Origin of the sequence: Amycolatopsis mediterranei, from assembly GCF_026017845.1 — a bacterium.
GTDB lineage: Bacteria > Actinomycetota > Actinomycetes > Mycobacteriales > Pseudonocardiaceae > Amycolatopsis > Amycolatopsis mediterranei.
In genome coordinates this window covers 1975025-1997339 of sequence record NZ_CP100416.1, presented here as the reverse complement: position 1 = coordinate 1997339, position 22315 = coordinate 1975025, and the positions used below count along the sequence as shown (strand labels likewise).

Genomic DNA, 22315 nt, shown 5'->3' with positions numbered 1-22315 from the left:
GCCGCAACACCGCACGCAACCGTTTCCGGGAGCACCCGGAAATGGCCGGGAAACGCAAAAGGAGGACAACCATGTCCGTGGCAACGCAGCTGAAGAGACTGGCCGTGCTCACGTCGGCGGCGGCCGTCGTGCTCGGCGGGGTGGCCGTGACGCCGGCTTCGGCCGACGTCATCCAAATCCCCGTGTCCTACAAGGTGACCGGTTCCACCACGGTGAAGAAGACCGGCAGCGCCATGACGCTCGGCCCCGGCACCCTCAAGGGCAACCTCATCATCGACGACCAGACCGGCTCGGTCGGCCTCAGCGCGGACCTGGCGCTGCCGCCCGCCCAGGCCAACATCTCCCTGGTCGCCGGCTTGTTCCGGATCAAGGCGACGGTGAAGGTGGTCCCGCTCGGGCCGTCCACCGGGACCCTCGCCGACGGCACGCTGACCGCGCACGCCAAGTCCAACATGGAGATCTCCGACATCTACTTCGGCATCCTCAGCGAACCGACCATCCCGCTGCCGACCCTGCCCGGCGCCTGCAAGACGAAGACGCCGATCGAAATGGACCTGGTCGCGCCGAACATCGACATCACCTCGCCGACCATCACGCTCAGCTCGACCTACACCATCCCGGAGTTCAACAACTGCTTCCTCGCCGACATCGCGCTCGGCGCCCTGGTTTCCGGGCCGGGCAACACCATTTCGCTCGACCTGACCAGCGACGTCAGCTGACGCGACGGGTGGCGGGCACCCCGCCCGCCACCCGCCCGCTCAGCACGGCGTGGTGGGATCTTCCTTCAGCGCGAAGCTGTCGCTGTCCCCGGCCGAGACGGCGAAGACCGGCCCGCACGGGGGCGGATCCGGGAGGGTCTCGCCGACGACGTTCGAACCCCACGCGATGATGTCGCCATTGGACTTGAAGGCCAGGTTGTGGTTGGCCCCGGCATCGATGCCCACGATGTCCGACAAGGCCGCATCGGGGACGGTCGCCTGACCGTAGTTGTTGCGGCCCCACGCGTAGACGCGGCCGTCCTTCAAGGCGATGCTGTGCTGGAACCCGGCGGACACCGCGGTGACCCCCGACGACAGGGCCGTCGGCACGGTCGTCTGCCCGTAGACGTTGCTGCCCCACGCCAGCACGCCGCCGTTCTTGATCACCACGTTGTGGTCGCCACCGGCGGCGATCGCGGTCACGCCGGACTGCGCGGCCGCCGGCACGTCGGTCCGGCTGCCCCAGCTCACCACCTGACCGCTCTGCTTGAGGGCCAGGCTGTGCATGTAGGACGTCGAGATCGCCGTGACACCACCGGTCACCGATGCGGGCAGGTCGGTCTGGCCGTACCAATCGTTGCCCCAGGCCAGAACCGTGCCATTCTTGAGCGCGAGCTCGTGCCCCCAGCCCGACGCGATCTGGCCGACCCCGGACAGTGCCGCGGCGGGCACTTCGTTGGCGCCCCAGTTGTTCGCGCCCCACGCGAGGACCACCCCGCCCTTCAACGCGAGCACGGTCGTGGTACCCGCCGACACGGCGGTGACCCCGGTCAGCGCCGCCGCCGGGGGAACAGTGACGCCGAAGTCCGGCTTCCCCCAGCCGATCACCCCGCCCACGGTGGCCGCGGACGCCGGCGACGCACAGAGTGACAGGGCCATCGCCGCCGAGACCGTCAATACGGCTCCCCTGAGCGATACCCGTTCACAACGTGAAGTAAGTGGCACGGTAGCCTCCTTTCTCCCGTTTCGTTATCTCAGATTGCTTCGGCAAGATCGTGAATGGTAGACCGTTCCAGTCACCCTTCGACACCGCGGTGGTTCTTTGTCAAAATCCGATAGAACCTCCCGCCGAGCCTGCTCGCGCCCGGACAAGAAAACCGGACCACCCCGGCGCGGCGGACTACCGATGCCACAAAGTCTTGTTCCGTAATGAACTCACGAGTAGCCTCGTTTCCGGCAGATGAACCTCCACCTCGCACGTCGGTGAATTCACGTCCTGCCGCTCGGGGCAATGGGGGCGGGCGAACGTGATGGGAGCACAGCGACGGCGAGCAATCGATCAGCCAAAGCCGAGACTGTACTGAATCAAAGGAGATGGGTATGTCCCGACTCAGCAGGCTGTCCGCCGGAATCGCGACCACCGCTACCGCCGTCGGCGCCATCGCGGTGCTGACCGCGGGCACCGCGGCCGCCGCCACGGTCACCTACACCGCCGGTGGCACCACGCCGCTGACCTACACCTGCACCTTCCCCGGCGTCTCGCCGCAGCCGGTCCTCGTCACGTCGCACCTGGACGCCGAGGACTCCGTCGCGGCCGGCGGCACCCTCACCCCGGCCAACGTGGGCGGCGCCGCGACGATCAGCGCCGGTGTCCACGCGCTGCTCACCGCGGTCGGCTACGACGGCATCCGCGGCACCGCCACGGTGCCGGTGACGGCGGCATCGGGCACCCTGTCGCAGCCGGCGGCCACCGGGCTGAACATCCCGGAGACCATCTACCCGGCCGGCGGCCCGATCACGGTGAACATCTCGCAGGTCGAGACCTCCAGCGTTCCGACCTACACCGCTCCGGCGGAGGCGGGCACCGACACCCTGTCGATGGGCAACACGGTCACGGCGAGCCTCGAGTTCCACAAGAAGTCGAACAACACCTGGACGCCGTGGACGATGAGCTGCACCCTGAAGGTCACCAACCCGGCGCAGAACGTCGCGTTCAGCCCGAGCATCACCGTCTCCTGACCGGGTTTCCCGGTGCGGGCCCCTCGCCGGGCCCGCACCGGGATCCTCCGTCTCCGCTTCCGAACACCAGGGAAACCGATGCCCCGTCGAGTCCGGCCCCGCTCCGTCACGGTGACCGCGCTGGCGGCCGCCGGCCTGCTGTCCGCGGCGAACGGCGCACTGACCGGGGTCGGTTCGGCCGCCCCCGCCCCCGCTGCCCCGCCGGAGAAGACGGCGACGGCGTCGGTCTCGGTGACCTGCCCCTTCGCCGATCCGCTCGGCCCGCGCAAGCTCACCGTCGAAACCTCGGCGACCTTGCCCAGCCAGGCGAAGAGCGGCACTTCGGCGACGATCAGCAAGTACTCGGTGCAGTTGAGCCTCCCCCGCGATGTCGCGCTGTCGCTCCTGCCCGCCGGCGCCACCTCCGGTTCGCTGCAGGGCGCGGTGCAACTCGCCCTCGCCGTGCACCAGGGCGAACGCTCGGACAAGATCCCGGTCCCCCTCACCGTGGCGCCGACGCCCGTGCCGGAAACCGGCGACGTCACCCTCACGGCCACCGGTGACGTGCCGGAGATTGCGATCAACACCGTCGGCTCGGTCACCTTCGACGTCACCGCGCCGTCGCTCACGCTGACCGCCGTCCCGGCGTCCGACCCGGCCGCCGCCCCCGACGCCCCGGCCACGCCCGCCGCCCCGCCGGCGCCGCCGATCGCGTGCACCCTCGACCCCGATCAGCAGGCGACGCTGGGCACGATCCTCGTCCAGCCGACGGCGGGTCCCGAGCAAAAGGCCGCTCTCGGTGCTGCAGCCGCGCTGGAAGACGAGCCACCACCCGCGAACGAATACACCGTGCCGCTCGGCCTCATCACCGTCTTCACGAAGTCGACCATCAAGAGGCTGGGTGCGACCGTCGTGTCCGACCCGGCCCTCCTGATCAACGGGTTCTTCTCGGTGGACCTCGACACCGGCGGGTCCCGCGTCTCCGGGTCGGCGGTGTTCAAGCCGGCGACCACCACGTTCCTCGCGTTCGGGTTCGTGCCGGTGACCGCGACCGTCGAGTTCCTGCCGGAGGACTACCTCAACAGCAAGATGATCGAAATCGGCGGCGGGCTGTACACCGGCGACGACAACGAGATCTGGCTGAGCACCCAGCTGAACGTGATGGGCCGGGTGAGCGGCGTGAAGATCAACGGCGTCCCGGTCGATGTCGGCCCCGACTGCGTGACGGCGAAGTCGATCACGCTCCACGTAAGCGGTCACTACGACCCCTTCACCACCGGCCACATCAAGGACCCGAACTTCACGCTGCCCGAATTCCGCGACTGCGGCTCCGGCAGCCAGGACCTGACCAAGCTGCTCTCCGGCATGAGCTCGGGCGAGGGCAACGAGGCCAAAATCGACACCTACAACCTGAACGGGTGCACCGAGCCCGACCACACCAAGTGCCCGGAAGACACCCTTCCGCCCAAGCAGGGCTCACCGGCTGCGGCGGCGAAGGCGGCCGCGAAACCGAGGTAAACCGAGTCGAGGGGGAACGATGGGGATTGGAACGGCGCTCGCAGCAGCGTTGCTCGTCACGGGGGTGGCGACGGGAACGGCAGCCGCGGCGACGGTGACGGTGCAGACCGGCGCGCTGACCTACACCTGCGCTTTCCCGGGCCTCACACCGCAAGCCACGATGCTGACCGCCCAGCTGGACGTCACCGATCTCAACCCCGGGCAGCCGTTCACGGTAGTGCCCGCCGCGACACAGGTCATCCCGAGCAACGTGCGCGCCTTCCTGCGCAGTTCCGGCTACGACGCGGTCCGCGGCTCGCTCGGCGGGTCGTTCACCGTCTCGGGCGCGGCTCCGGCATCCGGATCGGTCGGCGGAGAGTTCCCGGAGCAGCCGATCGGCACGACGGGCTCGATCACGCTCCACGTGGCCGGGCCGGTCCAGACGTTCACGGCCGAGCCCGCCGGCACGGTCGCGTTCGCGATGGGCCCGGGCCTCTCCGACGGGCTCCAGCTCCACCGGGCGTCGACCGGAACCTGGGTCGTCTGGTCGGTGAGCTGCCCGCTGAAGGTGACCAACCCGGCGCAGAACGTCTCGTTCCAGCCGGCCATCGTGATCGGCTGACGCAGCTTCCCAAGGGTAGCATCCATTGTGGACAATTCGAAGGGGAGTCGGATGATCCTGCGCGTCCTCACCACGGTTTCGTGCGCCGCCGCGATGGCGGTGCCCATGGCCGGCCCGGCATCCGCCGCGACCGTCACGTACCAGACCGGTCCCGTCATCAACGCCTGCGACCTGCTCCCGGGCGTCACCCCGCAACCCGGGACCATGACAACCCGGTTCGACGCCCCGGACTCCGTCGCCTCGGGCACCACGGTCACGCCGGCCGGCGTGGGTGGCGGCGTGCGGTTCGAAGCGGGTCCCCACGCGATCTTGACCGCCTACGGCTACGACGGCTTCCGCGGCCACGTCGACCTGGGCCTGTCAGCGACCGGCGCGACGCTCTCCGGGCCGTCGGCCACCGGGCTGACCGTGCCCGAGCAGATCTATCCCGCCGGTGGCGCCTTCGAGATCCAGTTCGAGCAGGGGCCGGGTGCGGTGGTGCCGTCACTGACCGCGGGCCCGCCCGGCACGGCCACGGTCAAGGTCACCACCACGGCCACCTTCACCCTCGAGGTCCACAAGAAGTCCACCGGTGTGTGGAACCCGTGGACCATGACGTGCAACATCAGGGTGACGAACCCGCCGCAGAACCCGGAGTTCAGCCCGTCGATCCCGGTGACCTGACGGGGTATGGCGAAGTCCGGTGTGGACGCGCGCCCTCACCGGCCGGTGCGTTCCGCCTGCATTTCGGCGGCGCGTGCGTTGGCGTCCCTCGACGAGAGGGCGACCCAGTTCCGGCGGGTCCGGCTCCCCGCCCTTCGCCGCACGGAACCACATGGTGGAAGTCTGGGACTCGCCGATGAACTGTCCTACCAGGACATTGAAGTCGTTGCCGAGGCCGCCCGGACAACCGTCCGCCGGACCGCGCTACTGCGACGTCCACTGTGGACGCGACCCGCCTGACCGCGGCGACGGCAGCAGCTCGCTCACCGGGTACCGCAACGGCATCGGCGCCGCCCCCGCGCGCAACGCCAGCTCCATCTCGAAGCGCGCCGCCGGGTCACGGAGACTCTCGCCGAACGTCGCCTGCAGCTGGCGCATGCGGTAGCGGACCGTCTGCGGGTGGACGCCAAGGCGCTCGGCGATCTCCACCACGTTGCCCTGGCTGTCCAGCCACGCCCGCAGCGTCTCCAGCAGCCGCTCCTGCTGCTTGCCCGTCATCTCCGCCAGCGGCGCGAACAGCCGGTGCCGCAGCGTGCCGACCAGGCCCGTGTCGGAGTTGACCAGCAGCGTAGCCAGGTGCTCCTCCGCTCGCAGCACCGGGCGCGCCGCCAGGACGCCGCGCTCGGCCAGCTGCAGCGCGTTCCGGGCCCAGCGCAGGGAATCCGCCACCGAAGCGAGCGGGACGCACGGGCCGATCGACAGGCGGCAGTCCGGCAGCGCCACCTGCAGCGCCGCCAGCCGGGCGCTGCTCAGCTCGCCCGGGACGACGAGTTTCGGGTCGGGCGTGTCGAGTTCGGCGAGGACGTCCGCGTCCAGCCCGGCGTGCCGCCGGGCCGGGGCGACGCCACTGGCCGGGCAGATCGCCACCGGCGTCGCGTCGGACGGCACCGGCCAGCCGATCAGCTGGGCCAGCTCGGCAATCGCTTTCGGGGACGCGGGCGGCGTCTCGAGGATCAGGTGGAGCAGCTTGCGGCGCCAGGTGTCCAGCGCGCCCGCCGTGCGCGCCTTCGCCTCGAGGTAGCCGTCGAGCGCGACCGAGGCGAGCTCGTCCATGAACGCCAGCATCGCGTCGGCCAGCTGGGACATCACCGCCGACGACAGGCCGCTGCGCCGCCCGACGCGCATGATGCGCCGCCACGACACCCGCGCGCCGACGCGGTAGGCCGACTGCAGCGTGTCGAGGCTGCGGCCCTCGCGCATTTCGTTCTGCCCCAGCCGGTGGTGCACCTCGTGGGACTGTTCCTTCGACACCGTGGGGTCGGCGATCTGCGCGACGAACAGCGTGATCGCGTATTCGACGCCGGCCCGGATCGACTTGCCGTAGGGCCCGTCGAGCGGGCGCGCGTAGGCCGGGATGGTCGCGCGGATCTCTTCGACGATTTCGGCGGCGAGGCTGGCCAGCTCGGGGCGCAGGATGTCGGCGAGCTTGCGCGGCAGAGCGGCGGGTGGCGGCGGCGCAGCGTGATCGAATCCGCGCTCCACCGACATTGCAGCTCCTTCGTTCCGCCCCCAGGACACCGGTCGCGGGGCACCTCGCGGCCGGGCACCCGGGCTTGTTGCCCGGGTGACAACCGACACATCGAAAAACTAACGCCAAACGTGTCACACCCGTGAAGGAAAACCGATTTCTTGTCACCGCGGTGACAAATTCACGCGGCCTGGCTGCGGTCAGCTCACAAGTGTCCCGCCGACTGCACCTGAACGTGCGTACGAACGGACGAACCTCCAACGACCGGCTCGCGCTGCGGTTACGCCCGCATCTTGTATCGTGTGGTTGATACAAGCGAGAGGAGCGGTGATGCTGCAGCTCGACAACATGCTCTTGGTCGCGGCCATCATGGGCGTGTTCGGCCTGGTGATCCTGATCGTGCTCTGGCCGGGGAAGAAGCACGGTAAGCGCTTGCTGAAGCGCTGGGGCGTCGCCGAACCCGACGACGGGGAGGTCGAGCTCGCCGTCCGGTACCTCAAGCGGCGCCGGCTCTGGTACCCGTGGCTGTTCCTCGCGATCCCGCCGCTGCTCGACGACCGGGGGCTGGGCTCGATCCTCACCACGCTGCTGCTGGGCGGCCTGATCGCCGAGCTGCTGGCGCAGCGGCCGTCCCGCGGTCCGCGCCGCGAAGCCGATCTGGCGCCGCGGACGCTGCTGGGGGTCGTCCCGGTGTGGGTGCTGGTGCTCGGCGGGCTGGCGGCCGCGGGATCGATGGTGCACCTCGGCCTGACCGCGCAGTGGAAGCTGCTGGCGGTGGCCGCGGGCACGGTGGTGGTCAGCGCGGCGATCACGCTGCTGGCGGTGCGCCGCCCGCCGGCCGGTGCCCCGCGCGCCGACCTGGCGCTGCGCTGCCGCAGCGCGCGGGTGGCGATCGGGCTGGGCATCGGCGCGTGCACGGCGGTCGGCTGGCCGGCCGGCAACCTGGTCTCGTTCCTGGCGGTCGTGGCGGGCTTGGCGGGGTTCCTGGCGGTGACGGCCCCGGCGAAACGCCTGCCGGCGGCGGCGTGAAGATCGTCGTCGACACCGAGAACGGCGTGGCCCCTTGGCGGCAGGTGCACGACCAGGTGATCCGCGCGGTGACGACGGGGGTGCTGCCGGAGGGGGCCCGGCTGCCGCCGATCCGCCAGCTGGCGCGGGACCTCGGGCTGGCGTCGGGAACGGTGGCCCGGGCGTACCGCGAGCTGGAGACGGCGGGCTGGGTGGCCACGGCCCGGGCGCGCGGCACGGTGGTGACGGTCCCGTCGGGCCGCCCGGACCGCGCGGCGCTCCTGGCCGCCGCGGCGGCGGAGTTCGCGGCCCAGGCCCAGGACCTGGGCGCGGACGAGGCGGCGGCGGTCGCCGCGATCCGCGCCGCCTACGAACCGGAGCGGAGCCGGTGAAGGCTCAGCCGAGCAGGCGGCCGATCGCCGCCAGCACCGGCTCCAGGACCTCGACTTCACGCGGCGTCCCCACGCACTCGGTGATCCCCGCGCCGACCACCTCGAACCGGGCCAGCGCGTCCAGTTCCGACACCAGCCGCGCGATCGTCCAGCCGTCCGGCTCCGGGTAGTTCAAGCCCGCGAACTCGCCCGGGTCCAGCACGTCCAGATCCACGTGCACGTACAGCTTTTCGACGGCCGTCAGCGCCTCGACCGACGTCACCACCAGCCCGCGGGCCACCGCCGCCCGTTCCTCCGGGTCGAACGCCCGTGTCCCGGCGAGGAAGACGTTCCCCGGAGTCAGGGCCGGGTCCGCGGCGAACTCCGGGTCGCCCTCGCCGAACAGCGACCGCAGCACCATGCCGTGGAACGCCCCCGAGGGCGACGAGTCCGCCGTGTTCAGGTCCGGGTGGGCGTCGAACCACGCGACGCCCAGCCCGGGCCCGTGGCGGAAGCGGGCCACGCCGATCGGCACCAGCTCGACGCCGCAGTCACCGCCGATCGTCAGCACCGGGCCGCCCGGCGCCTCCAGGGCCGCCAGCTGGGCCGCGCGGTTCGCGCCGGTCAGCACGGCACGGGCCGCGATCCCACGGTCCACTTCGGACACCGAACGCGTCTGCCGGACGTGGTGCACCGGCCGGCCGAGCACGTGCCCGGCCAGCTCCGAGAGCGCCACGCAGCCGTCCGGCAGCTCCGCCGCGCGCGGTCCCACCGCGCCTTGCCGTTGCGGTACCGCGTTGATCAGCACCCGCCGAGCGTATCGCTCACTCGAGCACCAGCAGAAGGTCACCGCCCTCGACCTGCTGCACCGCGGTGATCGCCCGCCGGGCCACCTTGCCGCCGGCCGGCGCCGTGATCGAGGCCTCCATCTTCATCGCCTCGATCGTCGCGACCGTCGCCCCGGCTTCGACCGTGTCACCCTCGGCGACCTGCAGCGTGACCACGCCCGCGAACGGCGCCGCGATCTGCTTCGGGTTGCCCTTCTCGGCCTTCTCCGTCGCCGGGATGTCCGAGGCGATCGAGCGGTCGCGGATCTGGATCGGCCGCAGCTGGCCGTTCAGCGTCGACATCACCGTGCGCACGCCGCGCTCGTCGGCCTCGCCGATCGCCTCCAGCTCGATGAGCAGCCGAACGCCCGGCTCGAGGTCGACCGGGTACTCCTCCCCCGGCCGCAGCCCGTAGAAGAAGTCCTTGCTGGGCAGCACCGACGTGTCGCCGTAGGCCTCGCGGTGCGCCTCGAACTCCTTCGTCGGGCCGGGGAACAGCAGCCGGTTGAGCGTCCGCCGGGGGTGCTCGGAAAGCGCTGTGCGGTCCTCTTCGGACAGTTCGGCGACCGGCTTCGCGGCGGCCCGGCCCTCCAGGGCCTTGGTGCGGAACGGCTCCGGCCAGCCGCCCGGCGGGTCGCCGAGCTCGCCGCGCAGGAAGCCGATCACCGAGTCGGGGATGTCGAACTTGTTCGGCTCCGCCTCGAAGTCGGCCGGCGAGACGCCCGCGCCGACCAGGTGCAGCGCGAGGTCGCCGACGACCTTGGACGACGGCGTCACCTTGACCAGGTGGCCGAGGATCTTGTCCGCGGCGGCGTACATCGCCTCGATGTCTTCGAACCGGTCGCCCAAGCCGAGCGCGATGGCCTGGGTGCGCAGGTTCGACAGCTGGCCGCCGGGGATCTCGTGGTCGTAGACGCGCCCGGTCGGCGAGGCCAGCCCGGCCTCGAACGGCCCGTAGATCTTGCGCACGCTCTCCCAGTACGGCTCCAGGTCGCCGATCGCCCGCAGGTCGAGCCCGGTGGTGCGGGCGGAGTGGTCGGTGGCCGCCACGATCGACGACAGCGACGGCTGCGACGTCGTGCCCGCCATCGACGAGACCGCGCCGTCGACGGCGTCCGCGCCCGCGTTGATCGCCGCGAGGTAGGTGGCCAGCTGGCCGCCCGCGGTGTCGTGGGTGTGGATGTGCACCGGCAGGTCGAACTCCTTGCGCAGCGCGGTGACCAGCTTGGTCGCCGCGGGCGCGCGCAGCAGCCCGGCCATGTCCTTGATCGCCAGGACGTGCGCCCCGGCGCCGACGATCTGCTCGGCCAGCTTGAGGTAGTAGTCGAGCGTGTAGAGCTTCTCGGCCGGGTCGGACAGGTCCGAGGTGTAGCAGAGCGCCACCTCGGCGACCGCGGACCCGGTCTCCCGCACGGCTTCGATGGCCGGGCGCATCTGCTCGACGTCGTTGAGCGCGTCGAAGATCCGGAAGATGTCGATGCCGGTCTTGGTCGCTTCTTCGACGAAGGCGTTCGTCACCTCGGTGGGGTACGGCGTGTACCCGACGGTGTTGCGCCCGCGCAGCAGCATCTGCAGGCAGATGTTCGGCACGGCCTCGCGCAGCGCGGCCAGCCGCTCCCACGGGTCCTCGGCGAGGAACCGCAGCGCGACGTCGTAGGTCGCGCCGCCCCAGCACTCCAGGGAAAGCAGCTGGGGCAGCGTGTTCGCGACGACCGGTGCCACCGCGAGGAGGTCCTTCGTGCGGACGCGGGTGGCGAGCAGCGACTGGTGCGCGTCGCGGAACGTCGTGTCGGTGACGCCGATGTGCGGCGACTTCCGCAGCCACTCCGCGAACCCGGCCGGGCCCAGCTCGGCGAGCTTCTGCTTCGAGCCCGGCGCCGGCTCGGCGTCCTTCGGCAGCTTCGGCAGCTTCAGCGTGGCGTCCGGGGTCTTCGGGCGTTCGCCGTGCGGCTTGTTGACCGTCTGGTCGGCGAGGTAGGTCAGCAGCTTCGTGCCGCGGTCGGCCGAGGTCCGGGCGGTGAGCAGGTGCGGGCGTTCCTCGATGAACGACGTCGTGACGCGCCCGGCGCGGAAGTCCGGGTCGTCGAGGACGGCCTGCAGGAACGGGATGTTCGTGGCGACCCCGCGGATCCGGAACTCGGCGACGGCGCGGCGCGCGCGGCCGACGGCGGTCTTGAAGTCCCGTCCGCGGCAGGTGAGCTTGACCAGCAGCGAGTCGAAGTGGGCGCTGATCTCGGTGCCGGAGAAGGCGGTGCCGCCGTCGAGCCGGATGCCCGAGCCGCCCGGCGAGCGGTAGGCGGAGATCATCCCGGTGTCCGGGCGGAAGCCGTTGGCCGGGTCCTCGGTGGTGATGCGGCACTGCAGCGCGGCGCCGCGCAGGTAGATCTTGTCCTGGCTCAGGCCGAGGTCGTCGAGGGTCTCGCCGGAGGCGATCCGCAGCTGCGACTGGACCAGGTCGACGTCGGTGACCTCTTCGGTGACCGTGTGCTCGACCTGGATGCGCGGGTTCATCTCGATGAAGACGTGGTTGCCCTGCTTGTCGAGCAGGAACTCGACGGTGCCGGCGTTGCGGTAGCCGATCTGCTTGGCGAACTTGACGGCGTCCGCGCAGATCCGGTCCCGCAGCTCGGGGTCGAGGTTCGGCGCCGGGGCGAGCTCGACGACCTTCTGGTGGCGCCGCTGCACCGAGCAGTCGCGCTCGTAGAGGTGGATGATGTTGCCCGCGCCGTCGGCGAGGATCTGCACCTCGATGTGCCGCGGCTCGACGACGGCCTTCTCGAGGAAGACGGTGGGGTCGCCGAAGGCGGACTCGGCCTCGCGCGCGGCGGCCTCGATGGACTCGCGCAGCACGGCGGGGTCCTCGACCCGGCGCATCCCGCGCCCGCCACCCCCGGCGACGGCCTTGACGAAGACGGGGAAGCCGAGGTCTTCGGCCGCCGCGACCAGGGCGTCGACGTCACTGGACGGCTCGGACGAGCCGAGCACGGGCACGCCGGCCTCGCGCGCGGCCTTGACCGCGCGGGCCTTGTTACCGGTGAGTTCGAGGATGTCGGCGCTCGGCCCGACGAAGGTGATCCCCGCTTCCTCGCACGCGCGCGCGAGATCGGGGTTCTCCGAGAGGAAGCCGTAACCGGGGTAGACGGCATCGGCACCGGCCTTCTTCGCGGCGGCGACGATCTCGTCGACCGAGAGGTAGGCGCGCACGGGGTGACCGGGTTCGCCGATCTCGTACGCCTCGTCGGCCTTCAGCCGGTGCAGCGAGTTGCGGTCTTCGTGCGGAAACACGGCAACCGTGCCGGCACCGAGTTCGTAGCCGGCGCGGAACGCCCGGATCGCGATCTCCCCGCGGTTGGCCACCAGAACCTTGCGGAACATGCCCGGTCCTTCCCTCTTGGATCGGTAAGTCAACGCACGTTACCCGGTTCTTCCCGCTCTGCGGGAGTTCAGTCCCGGGTGATGGACATCATGCGGACCGGGAGGTTCACTGGTCAGCCCTGGTGGCAGTCCTCGACGACACCTCGCCGCACGTGGAGGCGGATGCGGTTCCGGCGCAGTTCCAGCGTGACCGCCGAGGGTTTCTCGATGTCGAAGACTTGCACCTGGAAGCCGTCACGCTCACAGCGGGCCGTGGCCTCGTCGGTCTTCCGGCCGACCAGCTCGGCCAGGTCGAACGAGGGTGGGCGGAGTTCGAGCGGGAAGCCGGGCATAGCGCACCTCCTCCGGGACCAGCTTCCCGGAGCCGGGCCTCGGTCGCCAGACGGCGCGTGGCGCAACCGCCCGGCCGTGGCCGGCTGCACACCGACGGCCCCAGAACATCCCCCGCCTCTCCCAGCACGGCTCCGGCAAAGTCTTTGTGCTGGTCAGGTGGGTATTGCGAGCAGGGTGAGGGCTCGGGTGGTGTTGCGGGCGGTGTGGGGGAGTGCTTGGGCGATGTTGGTGTGGCCGGTGTGGCGGTGTGTGCTGGTGGCGAGGTTGCGGAGGCTGGCCATGACTCGGGGTGCGGTTCCTGTGCGGGTTCGGGATTGGTCTTCTTTGTAGGTGACGTCGCGGACCCAGTGGAGTTTGTTTTCGATGTGCCAGTGGCTGCGGACATAGTCTCCGATGTGGGCGGGGTGGGCGTAGCGGCCGGTGAGGCTGGTGAGGCCCAGCGCGGCGTGGGCGGAGCGTTTCCGGCTGGTGTGGTGGGTGGTGTAGCGCTCGATGAGGAACGCGTGGCTGGCGTGGGGGAAGTCGATGGCCGGGTAGCCGAGGAAATCGCCCAGGGGTGCGAGCTGGACGGTGCGGCGTTCGCTGCGGCCGTGGCCGCTGCCGCTGGTGATGTGGGCGGGGATTTCGTGCCAGGGCAGGGTGTCGAGCAGGCCGTGGAGACGGTGTTGGTTCTCCTTGACGGTGAAGACGTAGTATGCGCCGCGTTGATGCAGGTAGCGGGCGTGTTCGGCGGTGGTGTGCAGGGCGTCGGCGGTGACCACCCGCCCGGTCAGGTCGATGGTGTCCAGCAGCGGTTGGAACCAGGTGATTTCGCTGTTGCCGGCTGGGACCTGGCGTTGCCCGAGCACTGTTGCCGTGTTGTGGGTGATCGCGGCGAGCAGGTGCACTCCGGCGCCTCCGGTGCGGGCGAAGGTGCCGCGCAAGGATTTGCCGTCCACCGCGATCGCCGCCGGTGGGGTCTCGGCCGGGTCGGTGTTGCTGGTGTCGCGGTGGGCGAGCCAGCTGCTGATCACGTCGTCGAGGAGGTCGCCGTCGACCCGGCCGGCCACGCGCCGCACGGTGGCCTCATCGGGTGCTGCATACCGGGCATGGCGGGGGTCGAATCGTGCGCCCAGCGCGGCCAGCACCGACTGTGGGGCGTCGGCGGCCCATTCACCGATCGCGGTGAACGACTGGGCTCCGGCCACTACGGCTGCGGCCGCGAGCGCCAGGATCGACCCGATCGGATGTCGCACACCCCGTCGGTCGCGTGGATCAGGTATGCCGGCGAGCTGTTTGCGCAGGTCAGCAGCCCAACGTGAATCGGCATCGGAAGCGATGACCGGGGCCAGACGATCAACTACGACAGGGATCAGGCACGATTGCTCAGCGGGCACGACTCTCTCACACGATCATGGGACCTAGACAATCACATGATCAACGAGGGCCGTGCCCGCCCTGCAACCAGGCCAAAAGACTTTGCCGGAACCCTGCCTCTCCCAGGGGGGCGTCCCCAAGTCCATTCTATCGGGCCTCCCGGACACCCAAACCGGAAAAGCCGCAGATCGGACACGGTGTCCACACCTCGGCCGAGTTGTGGACAACCGCCTCTCACCCACCAGGCGGCGCATAAAGCAGCCGGTTCGCCGTGCCGTCCGGAACCCCCTTGAGCGCGTCCGGCGTCGCCGCGCGGATCAGGGCGTCGGCCACCTGGGCCGGGGTGTCGCCGGGGTGCTGGGCGCGGTACAGCGCCGCCACGCCGGCCGCGAACGCCGCCGCCATCGACGTGCCCGATTCCGGGCCCGCGCCCGTGCCGCCCGCTATCGGGGACGGGATGTCGGCGCCCGGGGCGTACAGGTCGACGTCCTGGCCCGAGTTCGACGTCTTGTCCGGGCGGTCCTGGGCGTCGGAGGCCGCGACCGTCAGCGCTTCCGGCACCCGGCCCGGCGAGAAGCCGCTCGCGTCGGCCGTCTCGCTGCCCGCCGGCACGGCGATCGGCACCACCGCCGCCAGCCGTTTCACAGCGGCATCGAGCTGGTCGTTCGGCACCCCGCCGATGCCGAGGACGGCGACCGCGGGCTGCTGGGCGTTCTGCGCGACCCAGTCGATCCCGGCGATGATCTGGTCGGTCGCGCCGCCGCCGTCTTTGTCGAGCACGCGCACCGGCACGATCTGTGCCCCCTTCGCGACGCCGTAATCCTTGCCCGCGGCGATGCCGGCCAGGCGGGTGCCGTGGCCGTTGGGGTCGGACGTGTCGGACCCGCCGTGGAGGAAGTCGCGCCCGGGCGCGACCCGGCCCTGGAAGTCGGGGTGCTGCGCGTCGACCCCGCTGTCGATGACGTAGATCGTGACGCCCGACGCGTCGCTCGCGTAGTGGTAGGCGTGGTCGAGCCCGGTCCGCTGGTCGATCCGGTCCAGCCCCCAGCTGGGCGGATCCGGCTGCACCCCGCCGCTCGAGACCTGGCCGGCGAGCACGGCCATGGCCGCGAGAAGCATCCTCATGATCGTCGTGGTACCCCGGCGGTGCCCGGAGGACAACTCAGGACTGTCGCCCGTTCGGCTGATTCCGGGCCCGGACGGCCAGGACGGCGGTGTCGGCGGCGAGCAGCACGAGGGCCACCACGGCGATCAACTGCCCGCCCAGCGCCAGGGAACTCTCCTCCGCGACGGCGGCGAACGTCGGTGCCAGCACGCCGAGCAGCCCGGCGGTCCCCGTGGCCAGCACGGCGCAGCCGACCGGGCTCGGGCGAAGCGTCATGGCGACGACCGGCACGATCACGGCCAGCAGAGCGCCGAGCAGGAAGTAGGCGGTCGCCCGGCCCGCGTCACTGGAGTCGTAGGTGTTCAGGTCGACGAGCTGGACGATCCACCCGGTCGCGGCCGCCACGCCGAGCCCGATCGCCACCCACGCCGGCCAGCCGCGCACCCGCCCGGCGCCCAGTGCGACCGCGGGGCTCCGCCGGAGCGCCGCGAGCGCGCTCGCCCCCGCGACCAGCCAGGCGATGTGGGCGAGCAGTGCGAAGGTGTAGCCGGTTTTCAGCTCGGTGTCCCCGTTCTGGGAGAGCGCGATCGCCTCGCCGAGGAAGCGCAGCAGCCCGAAGAGCGCGGCGAGGCCGGTTCCGAACAGCAGCGCGGGACCGGTCCACGACCTCGTCCGCGGCGTCAGCGTCAGGATTCCGGCGAGCAGGGCGCACGCGGCCACGATCAGGACGGCGGACTCCATGCCGGGCCGGTACTGGGTCAAGGAATAGCCGTAGCGGTACTTCAGCGGCAGCCCGGCCACCGCGAACACCGCGCCGGCGATCGCGACGACCCCGGCGAACCCGCCGACCGGGTCCATCGCACCGGCCGGTTCCGTGGCCGGCCGGGCGACGGGTACCGGAGCAGCCGCCGCGGGCTGCGCTTCCGCCGCGACGACCGGCTCGGGCTCGGAATCCGTCGCGAGCCGCCTGGTCTGCTCAGCAACCACCGAGCCAGGCGCAGCCGCCGCGGGCTCGGGCACAGCTCCCACTGCGGGCTCGGGCGCCGTCGCCGATTCCGGGGCCGCCAGTTCCGAGGTCGCCGGTTCTGAGGTCGCCGGTTCCGCAACCACCGCTTCCGAGGCCGCCAGTTTCGAGGCCACCGGTTCCGCGACCGCTTCCGAGACCGCCGGCTCCGAGACCGCCGGCTCCGAGACCACCGCTTCCGAGGCCGCCGGCTCCGGCGCCACCGGCTCCGGAGCCGCCGGTTCCGGCTCGGCTTCCGCGACCACCGCCTCGGGCTCCGCGACCGGCAGGGCCTCGATTTCCACCGCGACGACCACCTCCCCGGTGGGCCCGCTCACCACGACCTTCCCGCGCCGCACCCCCGCGTCCCCGGCCGTGACCGAAAGCTCCGCCCCACCAGCCACTTCGGTCACCACGATCCACGAGTGCGAAGCCTCGAACCGCACCTCCCGCGCCACCGGCGGCCCCAGCACCCGCAGCGAACCCGAGGCTCGCGAATCCGCCGCCGCCGACAGCCGCACCGATGGCGTGTCCACCCGCACCACCGCGAACGACAACGCGTCCGAAGCCGCCGCCGCCACGTGCTCGATGTCCGTCGAGGACATCGTCTTCAGCGCCTCGAACGCTCCCATCGCCACCGGCAGGTTCGAGCTCGACAACCGGCGCCGCAGCTCCGCCACCGCGCCCAGCCGGGTGAACGGGTTCTCGGCCCCGATCGCCGCCGCCAGGTCCGGCGGGATCGGAGACGGCTTGATGCGCCGCCGCCGGCTCTTCGCCAGGTACAGCTCGCCCTGCATCTCGATGTCGCGGCTCGGTGTCTGCTTCGGGTTGCGCTCGCGGACCCGGTCGAACAGGTACTCGTACAGCTCGCCCAGAGCGATCCAGCCGTCCTCGTCGCGGTCCGCCTCGCCCGTGCGCAGGCCCTCCACCAGCGCCGACGTGAACACCGACGGCCGGGCCGGCTCGTCCGAGGCCAGCCTCGCGCCCTCGAAGGCGTACTCGATCGAGTTCGACGCCGTGATGACCGCCCGGCCGCGGCCGCCGCGGAAGCTGTCGAGCACGTTCGCGTCGCCCGACGCCCGGACCGCCACGCCCTGGCCGAACGCCCCGCCGTAGCAGCAGTCCAGCAGCAGGACGATGCTGCGCGAACGGCTTTGCCGGATGCACTGCTGCACGAACTGCGCGGGCACCGCCGTCGACCGCAGGCGGTCGGGGCGGGTGTTGCGGGCCGCGAAGTACAGCCCTCCCGAATCGTCCTTCAGCCCGTGGCACGAGAAGTGCAGCAGCAGGACGTCGTCGGGCCCGCCCTCGGCGCAGAGGTCCTCGATCTCCGCCTGCACCACGTGCGCCGTTTCGTTCCGCACCACGGAGACGTCGAAGTCGCTGATCGCGCGGTCGGCGAGCACGCCGGCCAGGGCATCCGCGTCCGCCGCGGGTGAGCCCAGGCGCTGCAGCCCCGCGTTGTCGTACTCGCCGTTGGCGACGATCAACGCCCGCCTCCGCCCGGCCATACCGGTAGGAAACGCCCAACCGGCCCGTTACGGCAAGCAGCCGAACGGGCACACCTATTCACCGGCGGACCGGAAAATCGTTTCCTGCTTCTCGAGGCAGACGACGGCGTCCCACGCGGCCGCGACGTCGACCGCGGGCGTCAGGTGCGCGTGCCGGATGGCCGTCGCCTCCGGGTGCGCGGCCACGCACGGCGCCCGATCCGCGAGGACCGCCTCCACGCTGCCTACCGCCGGCTCCCCCAAGGCCTGCTCGAACATCCGGAACCCCAGCGCAAAAGCGGGATCGGGCGCCAGCCCGGTCGTCGTCCCCGAGACGGCGGTGAGCGCCAGCGCGAAGTAGCGATCCCCCAGCTCCGCGGCCAGGTGCGTCCCCGCCGACGGCGCCGTCATGCCCGGCATCGGCGAGAACGGGACCCGCTGGAGGTGTCCGTTGTGGAGCATCAGCACGATCTTCTCGCCGGGGAACCGCCGGCGCAGCAGCCGCACGGTGGCCGCCATGTACGTGTCCCGCGACGAACTCTGCGGCTCGGGCGCGCGGCCCGCCATGAGCGCGTCGAGCTCCCGCAGGTACAGGTCGACGCGCAGGGCGCCCTCCGCGTGGTGCGCGGCGACGGCACCGTAGCCGAGGGACTCCACGTGCCCTTTGAGGACAGTCAAGGCCGTCGTCGCGGCATCCCGCGCTTCCGCGCTCATCGCCGCGTACCGACCCGGCGCGACCGCACTGCTCACCGACGCATACGGCTCACACGCGGAAAGCGCATTGTCCACAAGGGACAGATTGGCCGGATCCACGCGCAGGACCTCCGAACGCAGCGCCTGCAGCGACGGCACCGGCGAACCGGCCGAGCTCGGCACGTCAAGCCCGAAGAACCGGACGCCGCGGCCGCGCAGCCAAGTCAGCATCCCGTGCATCTCCGCCGAGTTGCCGAGGCCGAACGTCAAGCCGTCCCGCGCGATGTCGGCGACCTCGCCCGGACCGCCCCGCAGCCAGGCATCGACCAGGTGCCCCTCCGCGAAGCCGCCCTCGAACCCGAGCACCGTGAACCCGCGCTCGGTGACGAGGTGGCGCAGGAGGCGGTCGCGCAGCACGCCGAACTCGCGGATGTGATGGTTGTTCTCGCCGATGGCGACGACCTCGGCGTCGCCGATCAGGTCGGCGATTTCGGCCACGTCGACGGTTCCTGTCATACTGGGCACACTAACGCAACAGGAGTAGCAGTTGGCCACCGAGATTTCCGGGACGAAGCGTCCGGGCGGCCGCACCGAGCGGACCCGCCTCGCCGCGCTCGACGCCACCCTCGAGCTGCTCGGCGAACGCGGGTACGCGGAGCTGACCGTCGAGGCGGTCGCCGAACGTTCCGGCGTGCACAAGACGACGCTGTACCGGCGCTGGGAGTCCGCCGAGGGCCTGGTCGCGGCGGCCCTCCTGATGGGCACCGAGCGGGAGTGGACCGCCCCGGACACCGGTTCCCTGGAAGGCGACCTGCGCGAGGTCAACCTGGAGCTCGTCCACTACTTCACCTCGCCGGGCGAGCGCGAGCTGCCGACCGCGTCGATCTCGGCCGCGTTCCTCTCCGCGCGCGCCGCGGACGCCCTGCGCGAGTTCTACGTCGACCGCCACGCCCGCTCGGCGGCCATCGTCGAGCGGGCCGTCGGTCGCGGCGAGGTACCGCCCGGCACCGACGCCGTCGAGGTGGTCCGGGTGGCCTGCGGGCCGGTTTTCTACCGCCTGTTCGTGTCCCGGGAAGGCGTGACGCCGAGGGATGCCGGAGTCGCCGCGGCAGCAGCCGCGGCCGCCGCGAAAGCCGGTGTGTTCACGGCAACCGGCGGCGGTACCGCATTTCCTCCAGCGTGACGCGCCCGTCATCGACCGTCTCGGTCTGGCGGCCATCGTCGTCCACCCAGCCCTGCCGGACGTAGAAGGCCTTCGCCCGCTCGTTCGTCGCGAGCACCCACAGGACGGCGCTGTCGCCGGACATCCCTTCGACGACGCGGTCGTGCAGGGCCCGGCCGAGGCCGCGACCCCAGAAGCGCGGCAGCAAGTACAGCGCGTACAGCTGCGAAGGCCCGAAGGCGGCGAAGCCCGCGATGACGCCGTCCTCCTCGAGGACCAGCACCTGCCCGGAGCCGTCGCCGATGCGCCGGGCCCAGGAGGCCGCCCGCGTCTCGGCCGAGAGGCGCGCGAGGAAGTCCGCCGGGATCAGGCCCGCGTACGCGGCCTGCCAGGACCGCACGTGGACCTCGCCGATCGCCGGGGCGTCGGCCACCGTGGCGGCACGGACGGTGCTCAACTCTTCTCCAGGTACTCCGCGCGCTCGACGTCGACGACGTCGGCGACCATCTGCGCCAGGCCGCGGTACTTCGTCAGCTCCGGGTCCTGCGTGACGAGCTCCTGCGCCAGGGCCCGGGACGCGGCGATCACGTCCTCGTCCCGCAGCAGCGAGAGCAGCTTGAGCGTGGACCGCTTCCCGGACTGCGCGGCGCCGAGGATGTCGCCTTCGCGGCGCAGTTCGAGGTCGAGGCGCGAGAGCTCGAAGCCGTCCGTCGTGGACTCGACCGCCGCCAGCCGCTCGCGGGTCGCCGTGCCGTCGAGGGTCTCGGTGACCAGCAGGCACAGCCCCGGCACGCTGCCCCGGCCGACGCGGCCGCGCAGCTGGTGCAGCTGGCTGACGCCGAACCGGTCGGCGTCCATGATCACCATCGCGGTCGCGTTGGGGACGTTCACGCCGACCTCGATCACCGTGGTCGCGACGAGGACGTCGAGCTCGCCCGCCGAGAACGCCCGCATCACCGCGTCCTTGCCGTCGGGCGGCATCCGGCCGTGCAGCACGTCGATCTTCAGGCCCTGCAGCGGGCCGTGCGCCAGCTCGGGCGCGACCTCCAGGACCGCCAGCGGCGGCCGCTTGTCGCTCTTGTCCGACGGCGGCTCGTCGCCGATCCGCGGGCACACGACGTAGGCCTGGTGCCCCTTGCCGACCTCTTCGCGCACGCGCTGCCAGATCCGCTCGAACCACGCGGGTTTCTCGGCGACCGGCACGACCGTGGTGGCGATCGGCGACCGCCCGACCGGCATCTCGCGCAACGCCGACACTTCCAGGTCGCCGTAGACGGTCATCGCGACCGTGCGCGGGATCGGCGTCGCGGTCATGACGAGCACGTGCGGGCTGGTGTCGCCGGCGCCGCGGGTGCGCAGCGCGTCCCGCTGCTCGACGCCGAAGCGGTGCTGCTCGTCGACGACGGCGAGGCCGAGGTCGGCGAACTCGACATGATCCTGGATCAGCGCGTGCGTGCCGACGACGATGCCCGCCTCGCCGCTGACGATCTCCAGGAGCGCCTTCTTGCGCTCCTTCGCGCCCATCGACCCGGTGAGCAGCGTGACGCGGGTGGCGTTCTCCGCCGCGCCCAGCTCGCCCGCCTGGCCCAGGTCGCCGAGCATCTCCCGCAGCGAGCGCGCGTGCTGCGCGGCGAGGACTTCGGTCGGCGCCAGCATCGCCGCCTGCCGCCCGTTGTCGACGACCTGCAGCATCGCCCGCAGCGCGACGACCGTCTTGCCCGAGCCGACCTCGCCCTGCAGCAGCCGGTTCATCGGGTGCTCGGAGGCCAGGTCCGCGGCGATCTCGTCGCCGATCCCCCGCTGGCCCGCGGTGAGGTCGAAGGGCAGCCGCTTGTCGAAGGCCTCCATGAGCCCGCCGCTGACGTGCGGGTTGGCCTTCGCCGGCCGCGAGATGGCCGAGTGGCGCCGCTGCGCGAAGATCAGCTGGACGGCCATGGCTTCGTCCCACTTGAGCCGCTTCTTCGACGCCTCCAGGTGCGCCCAGTTCTCCGGGCGGTGGATGCCGCGCAGCGCGTTGTCGAGGTCGGACAGCTTGTGCAGGCGCCGCAGCTCGGCGGGCATCGGGTCGTCGTCGACCTCGAGGACGTCGAGGACCTGGCGCACGCACTTGGCGATCGACCAGGTCGGCATGCCTTGGGCCGCCGGGTACACCGGGATGATCGCGGCGAGGAAGTTGTCCATCGCCTCGGCTTCGTTCTCGGCGTCGAACAGCTCGTACTCGGGGTTGGTCAGCTGCAGGGTGTCGCGGAAGGCGGACACCTTGCCGGCGAACAGGCCGGTCTTGCCGGGGACCAGGTCCTTCTCGCGCCAGGCCTGGTTGAAGAACGCGCAGGTCAGCCGGCGTTTCCCGTCGGTGATGACCATGTCGATGATGGTCCCGTTGCGTGCCTTCATCCGCCGCTTGCTCACCTTTTCGATGCGCGCCAGCACGGTGGCGTGCTCGCCGAGCTCGAGGCCGGCGATGTCGGTGAGCTCGCCGCGCTCGGCGTAGCGGCGCGGGTAGTGGCGCAGCAGGTCGCTGACCGTCTCGATGTCCAACGACGTGGCGAGCGCCTTCGCCGTCTTGGCTCCCAGCAGCAACGGCAGCTTGTCGCGCAGTCCGGCCAT

The 22315-nt window shown here is 71.4% G+C and carries 19 protein-coding genes; 8 read left to right on the top strand and 11 right to left on the bottom strand.

Annotated features, from left to right (window positions below; translation table 11 throughout):
* Window positions 1-71 precede the first annotated feature (71 nt).
* The gene (locus tag ISP_RS09495; RefSeq protein WP_013223665.1) at window positions 72-719 is read left to right on the top strand and encodes a hypothetical protein; all 648 of its coding nucleotides are present in this window, start codon (window positions 72-74) and stop codon (window positions 717-719) included.
* 39 nt (window positions 720-758) lie between these two features.
* Here the strand turns inward: ISP_RS09495 and ISP_RS09490 are convergent, their stop codons facing one another.
* On the bottom strand, window positions 759-1655 hold the full coding sequence (locus ISP_RS09490) for an RCC1 domain-containing protein (protein ID WP_013223664.1): 897 nt from the start codon (window positions 1653-1655) through the stop codon (window positions 759-761).
* Window positions 1656-2078: 423 nt separating this feature from the next.
* Between ISP_RS09490 and ISP_RS09485 the strand changes: the two genes are divergently transcribed.
* From ISP_RS09485 to ISP_RS09470, 4 genes are all read left to right on the top strand, one after another.
* Window positions 2079-2717, top strand: a complete 639-nt coding sequence (locus ISP_RS09485) for a DUF6801 domain-containing protein (protein ID WP_013223663.1) — start codon at window positions 2079-2081, stop codon at window positions 2715-2717.
* A gap of 78 nt (window positions 2718-2795) precedes the next feature.
* Window positions 2796-4214 (top strand): DUF6801 domain-containing protein, encoded by a 1419-nt coding sequence (locus ISP_RS09480; RefSeq protein WP_230468747.1) that lies wholly within the window; start codon window positions 2796-2798, stop codon window positions 4212-4214.
* Between the two features lie 19 nt (window positions 4215-4233).
* Window positions 4234-4815 carry a DUF6801 domain-containing protein gene (locus ISP_RS09475; RefSeq protein ID WP_230468746.1) on the top strand — a complete coding sequence of 194 codons (582 nt, stop codon included), beginning with the start codon at window positions 4234-4236 and terminating at the stop codon, window positions 4813-4815.
* Between the two features lie 51 nt (window positions 4816-4866).
* Window positions 4867-5478, top strand: coding sequence for a DUF6801 domain-containing protein (locus ISP_RS09470; RefSeq protein ID WP_013223660.1), 612 nt, complete (start codon window positions 4867-4869; stop codon window positions 5476-5478).
* Between the two features lie 243 nt (window positions 5479-5721).
* On the opposite strand, the gene ISP_RS09465 is transcribed toward ISP_RS09470, so the two are convergent.
* On the bottom strand, window positions 5722-7005 hold the full coding sequence (locus ISP_RS09465; protein WP_013223659.1) for a PucR family transcriptional regulator: 1284 nt from the start codon (window positions 7003-7005) through the stop codon (window positions 5722-5724).
* A 310-nt stretch (window positions 7006-7315) separates the two neighbouring features.
* Between ISP_RS09465 and ISP_RS09460 the strand changes: the two genes are divergently transcribed.
* Together ISP_RS09460 and ISP_RS09455 are read left to right on the top strand one after the other, a co-directional pair.
* Window positions 7316-8014 (top strand): hypothetical protein, encoded by a 699-nt coding sequence (locus ISP_RS09460; protein ID WP_014466713.1) that lies wholly within the window; start codon window positions 7316-7318, stop codon window positions 8012-8014.
* Window positions 8011-8385 carry a GntR family transcriptional regulator gene (locus ISP_RS09455; RefSeq protein WP_013223657.1) on the top strand — a complete coding sequence of 125 codons (375 nt, stop codon included), beginning with the start codon at window positions 8011-8013 and terminating at the stop codon, window positions 8383-8385. The genes ISP_RS09460 and ISP_RS09455 overlap by 4 nt, the downstream gene beginning before the upstream one ends.
* 4 nt (window positions 8386-8389) lie before the next feature.
* Here the strand turns inward: ISP_RS09455 and ISP_RS09450 are convergent, their stop codons facing one another.
* From ISP_RS09450 to ISP_RS09420, 7 genes are all read right to left on the bottom strand, one after another.
* On the bottom strand, window positions 8390-9172 hold the full coding sequence (locus tag ISP_RS09450) for an arginase family protein (protein WP_013223656.1): 783 nt from the start codon (window positions 9170-9172) through the stop codon (window positions 8390-8392).
* Window positions 9173-9188: 16 nt separating this feature from the next.
* Window positions 9189-12566: a pyruvate carboxylase gene (locus ISP_RS09445; RefSeq protein ID WP_013223655.1), complete on the bottom strand. Its 3378-nt coding sequence runs from the start codon at window positions 12564-12566 to the stop codon at window positions 9189-9191.
* Between the two features lie 113 nt (window positions 12567-12679).
* Window positions 12680-12898 (bottom strand): hypothetical protein, encoded by a 219-nt coding sequence (locus tag ISP_RS09440; RefSeq protein ID WP_013223654.1) that lies wholly within the window; start codon window positions 12896-12898, stop codon window positions 12680-12682.
* A gap of 153 nt (window positions 12899-13051) precedes the next feature.
* Entirely contained in the window at window positions 13052-14275 is a 1224-nt protein-coding gene (locus ISP_RS09435) for an ISAs1 family transposase (protein WP_238535574.1), read from the bottom strand.
* Between the two features lie 214 nt (window positions 14276-14489).
* A complete protein-coding gene (locus ISP_RS09430; RefSeq protein ID WP_013223652.1) occupies window positions 14490-15359 on the bottom strand; it encodes a S8 family peptidase in 870 nt (289 codons plus the stop codon).
* Between the two features lie 58 nt (window positions 15360-15417).
* On the bottom strand, window positions 15418-17874 hold the full coding sequence (locus ISP_RS09425) for a caspase family protein (protein WP_034284739.1): 2457 nt from the start codon (window positions 17872-17874) through the stop codon (window positions 15418-15420).
* 54 nt (window positions 17875-17928) lie between these two features.
* Window positions 17929-19062, bottom strand: a complete 1134-nt coding sequence (locus ISP_RS09420; protein WP_176742244.1) for an erythromycin esterase family protein — start codon at window positions 19060-19062, stop codon at window positions 17929-17931.
* Between the two features lie 31 nt (window positions 19063-19093).
* Here ISP_RS09420 and ISP_RS09415 point away from each other — a divergent pair, with 31 nt between their 5' ends.
* Window positions 19094-19729, top strand: coding sequence for a TetR/AcrR family transcriptional regulator (locus ISP_RS09415; RefSeq protein WP_013223649.1), 636 nt, complete (start codon window positions 19094-19096; stop codon window positions 19727-19729).
* On the opposite strand, the gene ISP_RS09410 is transcribed toward ISP_RS09415, so the two are convergent.
* The gene (locus ISP_RS09410) at window positions 19689-20165 is read right to left on the bottom strand and encodes a GNAT family N-acetyltransferase (protein ID WP_013223648.1); all 477 of its coding nucleotides are present in this window, start codon (window positions 20163-20165) and stop codon (window positions 19689-19691) included. The genes ISP_RS09415 and ISP_RS09410 overlap by 41 nt on opposite strands.
* On the bottom strand, window positions 20162-22315 hold the full coding sequence (recG, locus tag ISP_RS09405; protein ID WP_013223647.1) for an ATP-dependent DNA helicase RecG: 2154 nt from the start codon (window positions 22313-22315) through the stop codon (window positions 20162-20164). The genes ISP_RS09410 and recG overlap by 4 nt, the downstream gene beginning before the upstream one ends.

What these genes read in the sequence shown, in the direction of transcription:
- ISP_RS09480 (WP_230468747.1), top strand. Translation starts at nt 2,796, where the DNA reads ATGCCCCGTCGAGTCCGGCCCCGCTCCGTCACGGTGACCGCGCTGGCG.
- ISP_RS09475 (WP_230468746.1), top strand. Translation starts at nt 4,234, where the DNA reads ATGGGGATTGGAACGGCGCTCGCAGCAGCGTTGCTCGTCACGGGGGTG.
- ISP_RS09445 (WP_013223655.1), bottom strand. Translation starts at nt 12,566, where the DNA reads ATGTTCCGCAAGGTTCTGGTGGCCAACCGCGGGGAGATCGCGATCCGG.
- ISP_RS09460 (WP_014466713.1), top strand. Translation starts at nt 7,316, where the DNA reads ATGCTGCAGCTCGACAACATGCTCTTGGTCGCGGCCATCATGGGCGTG.
- ISP_RS09485 (WP_013223663.1), top strand. Translation starts at nt 2,079, where the DNA reads ATGTCCCGACTCAGCAGGCTGTCCGCCGGAATCGCGACCACCGCTACC.
- ISP_RS09425 (WP_034284739.1), bottom strand. Translation starts at nt 17,874, where the DNA reads ATGGCCGGGCGGAGGCGGGCGTTGATCGTCGCCAACGGCGAGTACGAC.
- ISP_RS09465 (WP_013223659.1), bottom strand. Translation starts at nt 7,005, where the DNA reads ATGTCGGTGGAGCGCGGATTCGATCACGCTGCGCCGCCGCCACCCGCC.
- ISP_RS09495 (WP_013223665.1), top strand. Translation starts at nt 72, where the DNA reads ATGTCCGTGGCAACGCAGCTGAAGAGACTGGCCGTGCTCACGTCGGCG.
- ISP_RS09440 (WP_013223654.1), bottom strand. Translation starts at nt 12,898, where the DNA reads ATGCCCGGCTTCCCGCTCGAACTCCGCCCACCCTCGTTCGACCTGGCC.
- ISP_RS09470 (WP_013223660.1), top strand. Translation starts at nt 4,867, where the DNA reads ATGATCCTGCGCGTCCTCACCACGGTTTCGTGCGCCGCCGCGATGGCG.
- ISP_RS09420 (WP_176742244.1), bottom strand. Translation starts at nt 19,062, where the DNA reads ATGACAGGAACCGTCGACGTGGCCGAAATCGCCGACCTGATCGGCGAC.
- ISP_RS09430 (WP_013223652.1), bottom strand. Translation starts at nt 15,359, where the DNA reads ATGGCCGTGCTCGCCGGCCAGGTCTCGAGCGGCGGGGTGCAGCCGGAT.
- recG (WP_013223647.1), bottom strand. Translation starts at nt 22,315, where the DNA reads ATGGCCGGACTGCGCGACAAGCTGCCGTTGCTGCTGGGAGCCAAGACG.